The 15,404-nt window shown below is 48.9% G+C and carries 8 protein-coding genes; 3 read left to right on the top strand and 5 right to left on the bottom strand.

Features of this window, described 5'->3' with window-relative positions; translation table 11 throughout:
- Positions 1 to 36: 36 nt before the first annotated feature.
- The 3 genes from FN124_RS19970 to FN124_RS19960 all read right to left on the bottom strand — a co-directional run bounded on the left by FN124_RS19970 (position 37) and on the right by FN124_RS19960 (position 5,178).
- Positions 37 to 1,290, bottom strand: a complete 1,254-nt coding sequence (locus FN124_RS19970) for a YeiH family protein (protein WP_142686513.1) — start codon at positions 1,288 to 1,290, stop codon at positions 37 to 39.
- 25 nt (positions 1,291 to 1,315) lie between these two features.
- Positions 1,316 to 2,761: a phytoene desaturase family protein gene (locus FN124_RS19965; protein WP_260607526.1), complete on the bottom strand. Its 1,446-nt coding sequence runs from the start codon at positions 2,759 to 2,761 to the stop codon at positions 1,316 to 1,318.
- A gap of 80 nt (positions 2,762 to 2,841) precedes the next feature.
- Positions 2,842 to 5,178: a GAF domain-containing protein gene (locus tag FN124_RS19960; protein ID WP_142686512.1), complete on the bottom strand. Its 2,337-nt coding sequence runs from the start codon at positions 5,176 to 5,178 to the stop codon at positions 2,842 to 2,844.
- A gap of 153 nt (positions 5,179 to 5,331) precedes the next feature.
- On the opposite strand from FN124_RS19960, the gene FN124_RS19955 reads away from it, so the two are divergent.
- A complete protein-coding gene (locus tag FN124_RS19955; RefSeq protein WP_142686511.1) occupies positions 5,332 to 5,904 on the top strand; it encodes a DUF1579 domain-containing protein in 573 nt (190 codons plus the stop codon).
- A 27-nt stretch (positions 5,905 to 5,931) separates the two neighbouring features.
- On the opposite strand, the gene FN124_RS19950 is transcribed toward FN124_RS19955, so the two are convergent.
- Positions 5,932 to 6,816, bottom strand: a complete 885-nt coding sequence (locus FN124_RS19950; RefSeq protein ID WP_142686510.1) for a carbohydrate kinase family protein — start codon at positions 6,814 to 6,816, stop codon at positions 5,932 to 5,934.
- 111 nt (positions 6,817 to 6,927) lie between these two features.
- Between FN124_RS19950 and FN124_RS19945 the strand changes: the two genes are divergently transcribed.
- The gene (locus tag FN124_RS19945; protein WP_142686509.1) at positions 6,928 to 10,629 is read left to right on the top strand and encodes an AsmA family protein; all 3,702 of its coding nucleotides are present in this window, start codon (positions 6,928 to 6,930) and stop codon (positions 10,627 to 10,629) included.
- A gap of 1 nt (position 10,630) precedes the next feature.
- Here the strand turns inward: FN124_RS19945 and FN124_RS19940 are convergent, their stop codons facing one another.
- Complete coding sequence (locus FN124_RS19940; RefSeq protein ID WP_142686508.1) at positions 10,631 to 12,823, bottom strand: S41 family peptidase; 2,193 nt, start codon at positions 12,821 to 12,823, stop codon at positions 10,631 to 10,633.
- A 393-nt stretch (positions 12,824 to 13,216) separates the two neighbouring features.
- Here FN124_RS19940 and FN124_RS19935 point away from each other — a divergent pair, with 393 nt between their 5' ends.
- A complete protein-coding gene (locus FN124_RS19935) occupies positions 13,217 to 15,334 on the top strand; it encodes a type IA DNA topoisomerase (protein WP_142686507.1) in 2,118 nt (705 codons plus the stop codon).
- Positions 15,335 to 15,404: the final 70 nt, after the last annotated feature.

The following is a 15,404-nucleotide window of genomic DNA, read 5'->3' as shown; positions in this document are numbered from 1 at the left end:
ATACCGGCAAAATACTAAAAAAAGTAATCAGCCGGGTCAGGAAAACAGCAGGTAAGCCAGTATCAGCGTAACAATTACATTGAATGTTTGTGCTACCAGGAACGCATATACGGGCTTCCTGCTTTCAGTGCCTACCAGGTCTTTAAAGTTCGTTTCCAGTCCTATGCTGGTGAATGCCAGCGCAAACCACACCCCCTGCAAACTTTTCAGCGATCCTTTTACAGGTGCAATGGCTGCCGGCGATAATAAAAAGGAAAATACCAGCGACGCGATAATAAAGCCGATCACGAACTTGGGGAATCTTTCCCAGATCACTTTCAGCGTAGGTTTCTGCTCTTTATCCGTTGCATTCGGATGTTTGGTATAAGTCCAGTATACAGAAATGGCAAAAGCGGCGATACCCAATAACACGTTCTGTGAAAATTTCACTATGGTGCTGATCTTCAGCGCGGTTTCACCCACCAGCGATCCCGATGCCACTACTGCACCGGTAGTGTCTATACTACCACCCAGCCAGGCGCCGGTTACAGCTTCGGGGAACTGGAAATGATGCGCGATCATCGGCATAAAGATCATCATAGGGATAGCGGTGATCAGTACCAGTGAAATTACCAGCGACAACTTCTTTGAATCTCCCTTGATAGCGCCGGAGGTAGCAATAGCTGCCGACACGCCGCAGATAGATACAGCGCTGGATAACATCATGGTCAGTTCGTTATCTATCTTCAGCCGCTTACATAACCAATACGAAAAATACCACACGGAAAGCACTACTACCAATGCCTGTATCAGCCCCAGGGAACCGGCTTTCAGCACATCCGAAAATATAACGGTAGTGCCCAGCAATACCAGACCTATCTTCACAAAAAATTCCGAGGTAAGTGATTCCCGGAACCAGGTGGGCAGTTTAAAAAGGTTACCGATCAGCAAACCAATGATGAGACTGAAAATAACGGCTTCCAGCCCCAGTTCATTCATAGCGGCATTTCCTGCCACGATGAGCGCCAGCGTGGTTAATACAAACACCGCGGGAAATACCACGAGGGTATTTTTCAGCGGCCTGCCGGTGAGAAAGGATCCCAGCAGGGCTACCAGCAACACGTAAATGAACTGTGCGCCGATCTTTAAAAAGTTGGCGCCGGTGAGCACCTTCGTGGTAAGGTCGCCGGCGGTGCTCCATTTGTAATCCGGTAAAGCAACGTGTACTCCTGCCAGTGAAAGCAGGATGATCAGGAAACCCAGCACAACTATGGCCCAATCTTCCTGTAAATAAGACTTAACTCCAGGCATATTTATTCATTAAGATAGTGACGGTTTAAAAAATATCTTTCAGTACTGCATTGGCGGCGTGGTAACCGCACATGCCATGAACCCCGCCTCCCGGCGGTGTGGCGGAGGAACAGATATAGATCCCTTTGGCTGATGTACGGTAAGGCGATATACGGCAGGCTGGCCGTGTATACAATTGCCGGATGTCGATGATACCGCCATTGATATCGCCGCCTACATAGTTCGGATTGTACAGTTCCATTTGCTGCGCATTCATGGTATGCTTTGCCAGTATAAGGTCGCGGAAACCGGGCGCAAAACGTTCTATCTGCCGCTCAATGATGGCTGTCATATCTGCATCGGTGCCATTGGGCACGTGGCAATAGGCCCATGCCGTATGCTTTCCGGCGGGAGCTCTTTCATCGAACAGGCTTTGTTGTGATAACAATACGTAAGGTGCCTGTGAAATAGTGCCACTGTATGCCTGTTGCTCCGACAAGGCAATTTCCCCGAAAGTGCCGCCCAGGTGGACCGTAGCGGCCTGTCTGCATTCCGGCGCTGTGAAAGGGATAGGGCCGCTCAGCGCCCAATCCATTTTAAATACGCCGGGGCCATAACGGTAACGGGCCAACTGTTTCCGGTATCCGGGTGAAAACCGGTCGCCCGCAATAGTAAGCAGCTGCTTTGGTGTAAGGTCAAATACTACCGCCCGGTGTGAAGGCAATTGCGACAACGAACTAACGTGAACGCCTGTCTGAATTTCCCCGCCCAGCGATACAAAATACCCGGCCAGTGCCCGGCCGATAGCCTGGGAGCCTCCTTTAGGCACCGGCCATCCATGCCGGTGGCCTACAGCCGACAGTACAATGCCGATGGCCGCAGAAGCCACGTTGGTTAAGGGTTGTATGGAGTGGGCTGTCATGCCCGCCCATAATCCCCTGGCTTTTTGTGTAGAGAACCTGTTGGCAATAGCGGCTGCGGAACGTAGCGCATTCAGGCCAAAACGGGCCATGAGAAGCGGGTGCCGCGGAAAAGAAAAAGGCCCGAGGCTATCTTCCGCGATGGCTTCCCAGTTGTCTGCCACCGGTTTTACCAGGTTGCGGTAAGCTTTTCCATCTGTCCCCAATGCATCTGCTGTTTCATCCAGGGAGCGGGCCAGGAAGGCGGCTGTACCATCGTCGAACGGGTGGGCTGCCTCCAGTGGCGAATAAACGAATTCCAGCCCGAAATCAGCCAGCGGGAGCCTGGAAAAGAAAGGGGAGCCTATGGCCATGGGATGTACTGCAGAGCATACGTCGTGGTAAAACCCCGGCAACGTTAATTCTGCCGTGCGCATACCGCCGCCGATGGTGTCTTTCGCTTCCAGCAACAGTACAGTTAAGCCCTCCTGCTGCAGCCTGATGGCGGCCGACAAGCCATTGGGTCCGGATCCTACCACTATTACATCGTAATCTTTTTTCTCCATGGGCTGCTTTCTGCGGTGGAGAAACATCTCCCCGCGCTGATTTATTAGTCTACAAACTTAGTATACTATTAACGGGAATGCAAATTATTTTTGAGAAAGATAATATTTTATTCTGCCTCTTCCACTACAACGCCCAGGCGCAGCGCTTTCAGGCCGCTGAGCCCCTGCAGGTCTTCCAGTTCCAGTTCTTCCAGCTCCGGCAGCAGCACACCGGTTTCCTGTAAATAGCGGATAAAAGGCAGGTAATCCTCGATATCAGCCCGGTCGGAATAGATCAGGGCAATTTTATCGGGCTGGGTTAACCGTTCTTCTGTATTGCGGATATGTACTTTATCGATCCGCTTCTTTATCATCTGGTAGCGGATATTATAAGCCCCTTCCACATCAAATTTCCGTTCATCTGCCCGGAAGCTGATATCAATAGGATGGTTATGCACAAAGATCAGCTGCGTGGTGAACAGTTCCTTTTCCATCTTCGCTATCAGCGAGTGGGTGAGCTTTGTAATGGCCACCATTGACGACAGCTGCCATAGCCGGAGATTTTTCAGGTGGAAATGATTAAAGGGGCGGTCCGGCGCAATTGACTGGCCTATGTAAATATCGTATTCCACTCCATCTGTCCTGAACTTTTCAAAATAGCAGGGATAGGATTCCTGCAATTTATTTTTCTCGGATTCCAGGTATTCGTTGGCCGTTTGGGTGATGAGCTGCATGGATACTTCCAGCGAGTCCTTGTTCACATTACCGGCCATGCTTTGCAGGCAGGTTTCAATAGTTTCCCGGGTAGCGGGGTACTGTGCGGCAATATGCTGCAGGTAATTTACCGCTTCTTCTTCCAGGAACCTGTTCAGCGCATTTTCATCCGAAGGGCTCAGCTGCTGCTGCACCAGGGCCTGCTGCCAGCGCTGGCAATGATAGATCATTTCCCGTAGCAGGTCGTTCTGCTGGTGCTTACGGAGCATGTCCAGCGTATTGGCAAGGATGCTCAGATGGCTGTCCAGGTCGGCAATGATCGCCTTATTTCTTTCCAAAGTAGAGTTCCGGATATCAATAGCCCCATACAGGGGGTATACTTCTTTAAACAGGATATTGCTGATAGTGGCCGGCTGGTTCTTTTTCAGCCTGTACAGGTAATGCCAGGCCGCTTCGTTGAATTTCCATTGCACCGCAGGTTGTATGGATGTGAATTTCTCCTTGATCACTTTTTCTATCTCCCCGTTAAATTCATCTATATAGATCTGCAATAGCTGGGCCACAGCGTCTAAAGCGGGTTCCAGGAGCGACAATGTTTTCTCGTCGAATGTGTGATCCTTCCAGGTATGCACCGCGAAGGCGCCTACCGGTTCACCCATGTAAAAAAGAGGCATGATGGCCAGCGACTTTACTCCCTGCTGCCGGAAATATTCCAGGAATGCATATTCCTTACGGGTTTCTTTCCAGATATCTTCAGAAAAAAAGAACAGCGGTTTAGACATAAATGCTTTCGCATTCCGGCTGAAATCTTCCGGCGACAAGCGGCTTTCTCCCCAAACTTCAAACAAAATGCCGGTGCCTCCTTTTTCGAAACTATATACCGGGTTATTGTTCACCCGGAGGAAAGGGAACAGGTCGAACTCAATCCGGCTGTCGCGCACCAGCGATTTAAGCGAGAGGATCACCTGTTTATAATTCTCTTCAGTGATCAGCGAGGTACGTGATAACCGCATACCTGTAATATTCTCCACTGCTTTTTGCGCCGTTACCTCCGTTACGTTGATCACGCAAAAACCGCGGAAACAGAACAGGTCCAGCGGCAGCATATCCACCAGTATTTCCTCACCACCACCTTCGCTGAAGTATGTGTATAACTGTACAAAGTCGATTTCCGGCAATTCCCCTTTTGCCGTTACCTTAATAAAGTCGGTATTGATGCTCACCTCGTAATACTGCAACAAACCGGTGGCAGTATTCACCCCTTCATGATATTGTTCCGTTTTTACCGGCGCCTTGAAATTATAGAGCCGTTGCAGGATGAGCGAATAGACCAGCGCTAATCTTTCCCGGTGATAATCTGCCTGTGTATGGGTTATCTCATACGTATGCGAGGCCGATTTATTTCCCAGCAATTCATAGATCAGGTCTGTACCATAAAAAGTAACCGGCAGGAAGGGGTAGCTGAGCCCCCATACCAGCTGCTGCTCCGGGCGTGTAGCCGGGGAAAGGCAGGCATATACGTACTCCAGCAGGGAGGTATATTGCGTAATTTCTTCCAGCGGAATATCCCCGTGACCAACATCCGACGCCTCAAATTCTGCCAGCGCTTCTTTGTATAAACGGGCCTTCACTGTCGGTTCTTCACTGATCCGCTGTTTAAGGTAAGAGATAAACGTTTCAAAGGAAATGGCTGCATCTATAGCCAGTGGCTGCGCCTTATGTCCTGACACATCCAATATGGTTGCTTGCATAAAGGGGAATATTCTTTTCTGTATCAAAGGTAGGAAAAACTGCGGCTATTTAAACGGGGCAACACACATGCGATGGCGGAAAGCAATAAATGGCTTACCTTGTTAACCTGTAATTTCACCGCGATACAAACACTTCTTAAACAGCTGCAAATCATGAAAACAATCTACCTGTTAACAGCTGCGTTATGCCTGTTAATTAACTCCGCTACCTTTGCCCAGCAAGACTCCGCCGCTATGATGAAAGCATGGGCAGAATACATGACACCGGGCCCCGCACACCAGAAAATGGCCGAAGCCGATGGGGAATGGACAGCCGATATGACCATGTGGGAAAGGCCGGATGCCCCTCCCTCTAAATCAACCGGCGCCGCTACCTACAAAATGATCCTGGGCGGCCGCTATTGTGAAGGCCGTTATACCGCCAACATGATGGGGATGGACTTTGAAGGTATCAGCACCATGGCCTACGATAATGCCAAGAAAAAATACATCTCCACCTGGGTAGACAATATGGGCACCGGTATCATGGTAATGGAAGGTAAGCCCACTTCATCCGGCGAAGGACTGGAATTTACAGGTAAAGGACTGGACCCGACCACCGGGAAGGACTACGATATGCGCCAGGTGCTCACCTGGCAGGATAAAGATCATCACACCATGGAAATGTATAGAAAAGTAAATGGAAAAGAATTCAAAGAAATGGAAATCAAATACACCCGCAAATAATATCCAGGGATTAGCTTCCACCCGGAGCTAATCCCTCTTTTTTAAAATATCAATTACCTTATAATCCGGCGCACCACCCGCGTAAGACGCTACCAGCGCTCCCAGCGCATTGGCAAACACCAGGCACTCCCTCGCCGCCTTTCCCCGGATAATACTATGCAGGAACCCCGCCAGGAAAGCATCCCCGCTACCTATGGTATCTGCCACCTTCACCGTAATACCCGGTTCCACATAAAAAACATCTTCCATAAACAACATAGCGCCATCGCCCCCCATTGTCACCACAATGGTGTTAATCCCAAAACGCTCCGACAGTAAACGTACTGCCTGCTCTTTATCTACATAAGGATGATACCACCCGCTGGTCAGCTCCAGTTCATTATTGTTCAACTTAAGGATATCGCATTCCCCCAACAGCCATTCCACATGCGTATGGGTATAATGCGGCTCCCTTAAATTAATATCCAGCACCTTGATAACGTTTTCTTTCAACGCCTGCTGCAGCGTGTGCAGCGACACCTTATCACGGGAACAAAGACTGCCAAATACAAAATAACGTGTAGCCTTGTCCTTTAGCCTCTCAGCCAGCAACGGCTCCCATTCAATAAAATCCCACGCCGCCGGGTATACAATATCATAATGCACCTCATGAGGGTTGGTCATATCTGCATATACCTTTCCCGTTTCATGCTCTTCATCTGTTTGCACCAGGCTGGTATCCAGCCCGAACCGTTGCAGCATATCCATTAATCCCTGCCCACGCGCATCACGCCCCACGCGCGATACCAGCGATACCTGTTCACCCAGCTTTTGCAGGTGATAGGCCACATTCATCACCGCCCCTCCGGGCAATTCCTTCTCCGGCAAAATATCCCAGAGCATCTCCCCAAAACAAATGATCCCGTCTGACATAAGTCTTTTTGCTTTAATTAAAAATAACTCCCCTTACAAAGTACGATAAAGCCCTTATATTTATAACAGGAAACCCTCTACCCCCGGAAAGCTGTTTTCAATTACAGGAATATGAAGGTATCGCCCAAAGCAAAAATATGGCTGAAAGTACTGGCTGTTCTTATCATCCTCAGGATAGTAACAGGCGTGGCGTTGTATTACCTCGTGGAGCATAAGTTTGTAAACATCATTCAATATATTGTTAACAAAGAATCCGGTAACGGCTATACGTTCAATGCAGATGATATCGACTTTTCCCTGTTTAAAAGAAACATCGTGATCAGCGGCGCCCGGCTCACCGGGAAAGATACCGTGAATGTGGCCTCCCATTTCGATGTATCTATTCCAAAGGTGTACCTTTCTATCCAGTCGTGGCGCGCACTGATACTGCATAAGAAACTGCTGGTCGACAGTCTTTCCATTACCGGTCCCTCGCTTACAATACACGAACATATAGCCAGGGGCCCGCGCCAGGAAGGGTTCCAGCTTTCCTCCATAGTGCAGCACCTGGAACAAACGCTTCAGTATGTGAACGCACGCATTGTGCACCTGCAAAACGGCGCGCTTGTATACAGTAAGGTAAACGGTCCTCCGCCGTTGCGCGTTGATCACTTCAATTTCTCTATCGTTAATTTTACCAAAGTAACCAATGCAGATAATCATATACTCGGGTCCGACGACGTGGATTTCTCATTCGACCGGCAGCACTGGGTCCTGCCCGATGGCAGGAATACCATTAGCTTCAGGCGCCTGCACTTCTCCGGAAAAAAACAGGTTTTTGAGCTTGATTCCGCTACTATTTACAGTGCAGCCACACCCTCCAAAGGAGAAATGCAACTGCAGGCTGATAAGTTCTATTTCAGCGCACGGCACCTGCCCGCTATTTATATGCGGGAAGAACTACTGATAGATACCCTCATATGTATACGGCCGGTGCTCAGGCTTCCCGGCAGGAAAGTGAGCGCCAAAGATAAAAAGATAGTGCTGGACAGCTTACCCAATACCCTGTTCAGGAAAATGAACTTCCGTTATATCGAAGTAAAAGACGGTGAACTGCTGCTGCGCGGCAATGTATCTACCGGCGCTACCAAACGCAGCAACCTGAATATCTATAACCTCACCATTGCACATGATACCACGCCCGGTATCACCACCGACAGTATTGCACTTAATCTCAATAAAATAAAATTCTATTCGCTCGACAGCCTCTTCCAGCTAAGCGTAGATGAATTTGTACTACAGCAGAATGATGTGATCTTTAATAACGTAGTATACGGTCCTACCCCGCTCAACCACTCCGGCAAAGGCTTAACCTTCCGTGCGCCTTCCCTGCGGCTGAACAACGTGAGCCTGGAAAACCTGCTGAGAAAGCGCTTGAAAGCCTCCGGCGCCGTGCTGTACCAGCCCGGCATTACCTTTCTTACCAAAGCAAAACAACCGGTAAAAGGTAAAAAGCCGGCAGACAGTACCGCTATTAAAATGCCCGCGTTCTATCAAACGCTGCACGGCCTCAGTGAACTGATCCAGGTGAATACTTTCCGGATCGTTGATGGTAATATCAACTTCACCGCCAACGGCAGATCGAAGGTGATACTACAGGTAAAAGATATTAACACCGATATCCTGCTGCATAATTTCCTGCTCAGCGACTCACTGGTAGATATTAAGCATGCTATGCCCAACCTGCATGTCAGGCAGATAAGTGTAGTATTGCCCAAAGCTGAAATCACCATGAACAATTATACCTTCGACGGCACCCAGCGGCACAATAAAGCTGCCAAAGCAACCGTATCGCTGTTAAACGGCACGCTTATCACCGCAAAGGACCTTTACTGGGAAGTGTTCGACTGGGACGTTTACCAGCAATCAAAAGATATACAGGTAGATGTATTAAGAATAGGCGCCGTGAATATACAGGCACATCACGATGGCGCTAAAAAAGAAGCGCCTGCAAAAGACCTCCCGGTAATCCGTATCGCCCGCCTGAACATCGGCAAGGTGCAGTTCAGCAGTGAAGGGCCGGGTGAGCAGAGCAGTTTCCAGGCAGATAAAATAGCTTTGAAAGATATACGCACGCGACAGCGCTTCTTTACCTGGGCATCGGCCACAGGGCTGCTTCATCACATCAGCCATCACAGCAAAGCAATAGATATAGCCGCAGGCCATGTGCAGTTTAACGGCAACGGGCATACGTATATTACAGCTGCAGGTGCAACACTACATAACAGTAACGGGTATACTAAAATAAATCTCCCTTCTGCCGATATTCAAACCAATATTCACAGCACGGATTTCAGCAAAACCGTTATTCCACAGCTGTCCATAGCTGCAGCTACCATTTCACATACCAGCATCAAAGGGAAAGACAGCAGCAGCCTGGAAACACAGGCGAAGCTAAGCGGTACCGGGATTGTACTGCATACCGGTAAACAGCTCCATTTGCAGTATGATGATATGAACCTGGAGTTATCGTCGCTGGCTTTTAACCATACCACTACACAGTTTACAATGCCGCAGCTACAGCTGCAACTGCATAAGGGTACATTGCATAAAGATAAGTCCGGCCACCTGGCGGTACGCTCCGGCGTAGCCCTACAATGGCAGGATGCGCAGTTATCCATGCACCGCGCAGATACGATGGAACTAACGCTGCAGCGGCTATCCGGTATGTTTAACGATGCCGCCTTCTCCTGGAGCCAGGGGCATCAGCTGAAATGGGCATCGTTTATCAGCAATATCACCATCAGCCAGGGCGGTATGCAATACCGCAACAAACAGCTTCATGCCCATGCAGAGAACTTTACGCTGGACCCTGCCACCCAAACATTCCGTCTGAGTAATTTTGAAGCAGCGCCCAATCTTACCGCAGAAGAAACCTTCCGCATTGCGCGCTGGCAGCGCGATTACATCACTGTAAAGGGAGCATCCCTTCAGATCAGCGGCATCAATATGCGTCACCAGGATGGCGACACCACTATTGCCATCAGGAAGATTACGGTAGATAATACACTGCTTACTACGGCCAGGGATAAACGAACTCCGTTTGAGCATGGCATAGAAAAAAGGATGCCTGCAAAATTGATCCGTACCATTCCATTTGCCCTGCAGGTAGATTCCATCGTGATGCGGCAATCGGCGGTAACGGTGAATGAATCGTCTAAGTCTACCAACAAATGGTCGGTTGTACCTATTACTGATATTAACGCACTGATCACTCATTTCGGTAACACCTACGGCAGCAGCGACAGCTTGCTGGTGCAGGCCAGTGGTAAGTTGCTGGGAAATCCCATCCGGTACTTTTCCTATCATGAATCCTATGGTGATTCTCTTTCCGGGTTTACTGCGGAGAGTCGCCTGGCGCCAATGAACCTGCAGGATTTTAATGCAGTAGCCATCCCCATGGCTGCCGTAAAAGTAAGACGCGGCTATGCAGATACCATCTTTTCACAATGGTCGGGGAATAAATATGCCACACTGGGCGTCATGAACTTTTACTATCGCCAGTTGAATGTGCAGGTACTGAATAAGAAAGACTCCACGCGCCAGGATTTTAAAGCCCGTGTATTTACCTCGCTGGCGAACCTTTTACTGAGGAACAGTCATCAGCGGCCCACGCGGATGTTCTTTGAACGGGACCGGGAAAAATTCATTTTCAACTATTGGGTAAAAGCAGAAACTTCCGGTATTCTAACAGCTGTGGGTGTTAAAAAAGACCGGAAGTACCTGAAGAAATATAATAAACTGGCAAAGAAATATTCCCTGCCCAAAAAATAGCTTATTCCCTGATAATAGCCAGGGCCTTATCCAGCAGCTCATCCCTGTTTTCACGTATACCCTTTACCGTTGGTTCCATAACAATGTCGGGGCCAATGCCGGTGCGTTGTGTTTCCCTCCCATCGGGGTAGTACACGCCAATGCCGGTGATCAGTGTTTGTATGCCACCAGGCAGTGAAAAGAAGGATATATTCCCATCGGCACCGGCGGTAGTGCTGCCAAGTACTACCGCACGTGGCGCCAGCCGCAGCGCCATTGTTACAAATTCTGCATTGCTTTGGGTAGTAGCGTCTACAAGGATCACTACCTTGCCTTTGTAATAATCTTTATTCTTGGAGCCGGCCTCCATTTCACCTGTCATTGCAAACTGGCCTGGCTGCCGTATGCTTCCTACTGTAAATTTCGCAAAGGGTGCAGGTGATGGCAGTACATATTTTATGAGTGATTGCAGCAGGTTATCCGCCGGGTAGGAACGCAGGTCTATCACCATTCCTTTTGTATTTTTAAAAGCCTCTCTTACTGTATCCATTTGTGTATTCTTAAAAGTGCCGGGGTATACATAGCCTACGTCTTCGCCGATCATTTTCCAGGAAGCAACCGGCGGATCATATATCACCATCGCCTCTTTGTAGGTTACTGCGGGCACTGTTACGCTGCCGGTGGCGCCATCCCTTTCATAGTCGAGCAGCAGGGAGCTGTCGCGGGTTTGAAACAGCGTGCGTTCAATCCTGTTCAGCTGCGTGGCGTAATTGGAGGCAGAGGTAAGCGGCAGCAGTCTTTTAACTATGGCAGTAACCGGTTCTTTATTGATGGCAGTAATAACATCTCCTTTGCGTAATCCGTATTTTTCATTGGCTACTTTCATCACTACCGCCTTTTCTTCTGCGAACCGGATACGTACCGGCAATGTTTTAAATCTATCTGCTCCACGGATCAACAGGTTAGGGCCTGATATACCGGCATGGGAATCATGAATGCCTGCAATCAGCCGCAGCAGCGCAGTTTGATAAGCAGCGGTATCTGCCGCATTTACCATGGCAGGAATAAACTCCGCCAGCTTATTGTTCCAGCCTTCGGTGATGAGGTGTTTGTATGGGAAGCAGTATTGTATGATATTCCAGTAGCGGTACAGTGCCAGCAGCCGGAAACCGGCATCGGGGTATGGCATGTTGTTGTATGCCTGTTCATTTGTAAAAGCAGGGTTACCGGCGGGCTCCATTCCCAGGTAGTAATTGAAGTCGGCCCGGTTCAGGGCTTCCACTTTTTTCAGTGATGCGGACAATGCCGGGCCTAATGTTTTTTCATCTGAAAGCCAGTCGAGGTCGGCTTTGAATTTGATCGTTTGCTTGCTGTTATGCGCACGCGGGACTTCTCCCGGGGCGGCAAGCCGGTTCACCCAACGAAGCAGCACTTCATTCCTGGCTGTTTCGCTGTTGCTGTTCAGTACATCCGGCAAGATGCGGAACAGTTCATAATCCCAGTTATATTCCCCGGCCATTACGGCAGGGTGATAATATTTCAGGAAGCCCCACACTTTCCCCAGTACTTCCAGGTGTTTTTCCTGCAGGGCGGTAAGAGAGGGAATATTTATCCCTGATCCGGCGTCGAAGGCATGATCACTGTCTGCCTTAAACACGCGCAGCGGCGACGCATCTTTCAACGGCTTTCCATCTACCAGCACTTCCAGGTTATCTGCCCATACTCTGCCACTGCTGCTGTTAATAGCGCCAACGTATACAGTGCCGCCACCATCAGGCAGGGAAAGGGTAATACTGTATTCTTGCCAGCCGGTGGTTCCCTGCAACCGCTGCTTTTGCATATTATCCATTTTGTACACCGCGCCTGACCGGTTATCCACACGCATAAACAGTCCGCCATAACCACCGGCTACCGAATCCAGCTTCAGATAGCCATTGAGGGTAACCGTTTTCCCTGCGAACGTAACCGGGATACGTTTAACGGCACAACCAAAATCGCGGTTGCCTGTTTTTCCTGCGGGGGCAATACGTAGCGCACTATGTCCTTCATAACTGGTACTGGTATCCACATCAAGTTGGTAATTGCCGCCCCAGTTGATCCAACCGGAAGGTAACCCGGGGCCTTTACTTTCAAAACTTCCATCAAAAGCAGCAGGGGATTGGGCTGCAGCGGGAAGAGATAAGGAGAACAATAATACAAGGGCCGGAAAGCGCATAAGGAAAAAGGATTTTCTGTTTCAAATCTCCCTTAAATTAACAGGTATTTTTGCACCCAAAAAGTTAAAATATGTGCTTGATTATTTTACGGTTTGCAGTTACTTCCAGTATAGGTCTCCGATACTTACCGCATACTTAGGAGTCGTCTATGTGTAGTACTTACTATACAGTCCTTATATACTCTTCATACGGTCAACACGAGCTAATAATGCACTTTCAATGCTTAGTGCATGCATTTCTCTGCAAAAAGCGGCAAAAACGGCGGGATTATTTTCCCGGTATTCCTGCGGTTTGTAATTTTACATTGGATATGGAAAGGAGAAGATTAAATACTTTACCCTTCCCTGGTTACAACTTTTTATCCGACCTTTGTTACCCAATTTTAAGCGATTATGAAAGTTTGCATTGCTGAAAAACCAAGTGTGGCAAGGGATATTGCAGAAGTGATCGGTGCGAACCAACGCAAAGAGGGCTACTATGAGGGCAATGGCTACCAGGTTACCTGGACTTTCGGACATTTCTGTACCCTTAAAGAGCCGCACGATTACTATGAGCAATGGAAGTTCTGGCGACTGGAAGATCTCCCGATGATCCCTCCCAGCTTTGGTATCAAACTGATTGAAAATTCCGGCGTACAGAAACAGTTTAAAATTATAGAAACCCTGGTACAGGCCTGTGAAGAGGTGATCAACTGCGGGGATGCCGGCCAGGAAGGAGAACTGATACAGCGTTGGGTACTGTTGAAAGCAAAATGCACCGCGCCTGTTAAAAGGTTGTGGATATCGTCACTAACGGTGGAGGCTATCCGCGATGGGTTTCAGCACCTGAAAGCGGCGGAACAATATAATAACCTGTATGCAGCAGGCAGCGCACGCGCTATAGGCGACTGGCTCCTGGGGATGAACGCTACCCGCCTGTTCACCAAAAAATTTGCACAGGGTAAGGTAGTGTTATCGATCGGCAGGGTGCAAACACCTACCCTGGCTATGATTGTGCAGCGGCAGAAAGAAATCAATGCCTTCGTATCGGAAGACTACTGGGAGCTGAAAACTATTTACCGGGAAACGGAGTTCACCGCGGCCATCGACCGGCTTAAAACGCCTGATAAAGCCGCCAAAGGACTTGCCTATCTCAAGGAGCACCCGTTTGAAGTGACCTCCTTCGAAAAGAAAGACGGGAAAGAAGGGAACCCACGCCTGTTTGACCTCACCGCCCTGCAGGTGGAAGCCAATAAAAAATTCGGGTTCTCCGCGGATGATACGTTGAAATATATACAGAATCTTTACGAGAAAAAACTGACCACCTACCCCAGAGTAGATACCACTTACCTCTCGGAAGACCTGCATCCGAAAATTGCCGGCATCCTGCAGGATATGACGCCCTATAGCGCGCTCACCGCCCCGCTGCTGGCGAATCCTATTCCAAAGCTGAAAACCGTTTTCGATGACAAGAAGGTAACAGACCACCACGCTATTATCCCTACCGGCCAGCATCCCGGCGGACTTCCCCTGGAAGAAAAACGGATCTACGATCTGGTAGCCCGTCGCTTTATCGCGGCCTTTTACCCGGAATGTAAGATCTCCAATACCACCGTACTCGGTAAGGTAGGGCAGGTACCTTTTAAAGTGACCGGTAAACAGATCATAGAGCCTGGCTGGAAGGAGGTATATGCCAACGATGTAAAAGAGAAAAAAGAAGGGGAAGAAGAAGAGAAAATACTACCTCATTTTGAAGTGGGTGAAAGCGGTCCGCATACCCCACGCATCCACCAGGGTAAAACCTCTCCGCCCAAAGCCTTTACAGAAGCCACTTTGCTGAGAGCAATGGAAACCGCAGGTAAACAGGTGGATGATGAAGAAATGAGGGAACTGCTGAAAGACAATGGCATAGGCCGTCCATCTACCCGCGCCAATATCATTGAAACACTGTTCCGCAGAAAATATATCGAGAAGAAAAAGAAGAATATCTATGCCACCCAAACCGGTATTGACCTGATAGATACCATACAAACAGAGCTGCTTAAAAGTGCTGAATTAACCGGCCAGTGGGAACGGAAGCTACGCCTTATAGAAAAAGGCGAGTACGCCATGGATACCTTTAAAGATGAGCTGATACAGATGGTGGTAGATCTTACCAAAGAAGTGAAAACCGCCAGCTACAAATTTATTACCATTGCGCCTGATCCGCTACCAGTGCCGGAAGAAAAAGAGAAACCCAAAAAAGAGCCAAAGCCTAAAAAGGCAATTGTAATAGAAGAGCTGCAATGTCCGAAGTGCAAAACGCACCCGCTTAAAAAAGGCAATACCGCTTATGGCTGTGCAAATTTCACGGTATGCGGCTTCAAGCTGCCTTTTGAAATACTTGGCAAAAAGCTTACTGATAAACATATTACCGACCTGCTCACCAAAGGTAAAACCAGCAAGATCAAAGGTCTTAAAATTCCGGGCAGCAATGAAGAGCGGGAAGGCAAGCTGGAGCTGGGAGCCGACTTTAATGTAACCCTCTCCTAGCGCAGGGGGGATTGTAGCGGGTTTTGTCTTGGAACAAATTCCGCGTGCCGGAGGCGATACAGCAGCGCCT

Source organism: Chitinophaga polysaccharea (genome assembly GCF_902150045.1).
Classification (GTDB): domain Bacteria; phylum Bacteroidota; class Bacteroidia; order Chitinophagales; family Chitinophagaceae; genus Chitinophaga; species Chitinophaga polysaccharea_A.
This window is presented reverse-complemented; position numbering and strand designations above follow the sequence as displayed.

Bases quoted from the DNA above. Each gene is read 5' to 3' on its own strand.
- FN124_RS19935 (WP_142686507.1), top strand. From the start codon at position 13,217: ATGAAAGTTTGCATTGCTGAAAAACCAAGTGTGGCAAGGGATATTGCA.
- FN124_RS19965 (WP_260607526.1), bottom strand. From the start codon at position 2,761: ATGTTTCTCCACCGCAGAAAGCAGCCCATGGAGAAAAAAGATTACGAT.
- FN124_RS19950 (WP_142686510.1), bottom strand. From the start codon at position 6,816: ATGTCAGACGGGATCATTTGTTTTGGGGAGATGCTCTGGGATATTTTG.
- FN124_RS19970 (WP_142686513.1), bottom strand. From the start codon at position 1,290: ATGCCTGGAGTTAAGTCTTATTTACAGGAAGATTGGGCCATAGTTGTG.
- FN124_RS19940 (WP_142686508.1), bottom strand. From the start codon at position 12,823: ATGCGCTTTCCGGCCCTTGTATTATTGTTCTCCTTATCTCTTCCCGCT.
- FN124_RS19945 (WP_142686509.1), top strand. From the start codon at position 6,928: ATGAAGGTATCGCCCAAAGCAAAAATATGGCTGAAAGTACTGGCTGTT.
- FN124_RS19955 (WP_142686511.1), top strand. From the start codon at position 5,332: ATGAAAACAATCTACCTGTTAACAGCTGCGTTATGCCTGTTAATTAAC.
- FN124_RS19960 (WP_142686512.1), bottom strand. From the start codon at position 5,178: ATGCAAGCAACCATATTGGATGTGTCAGGACATAAGGCGCAGCCACTG.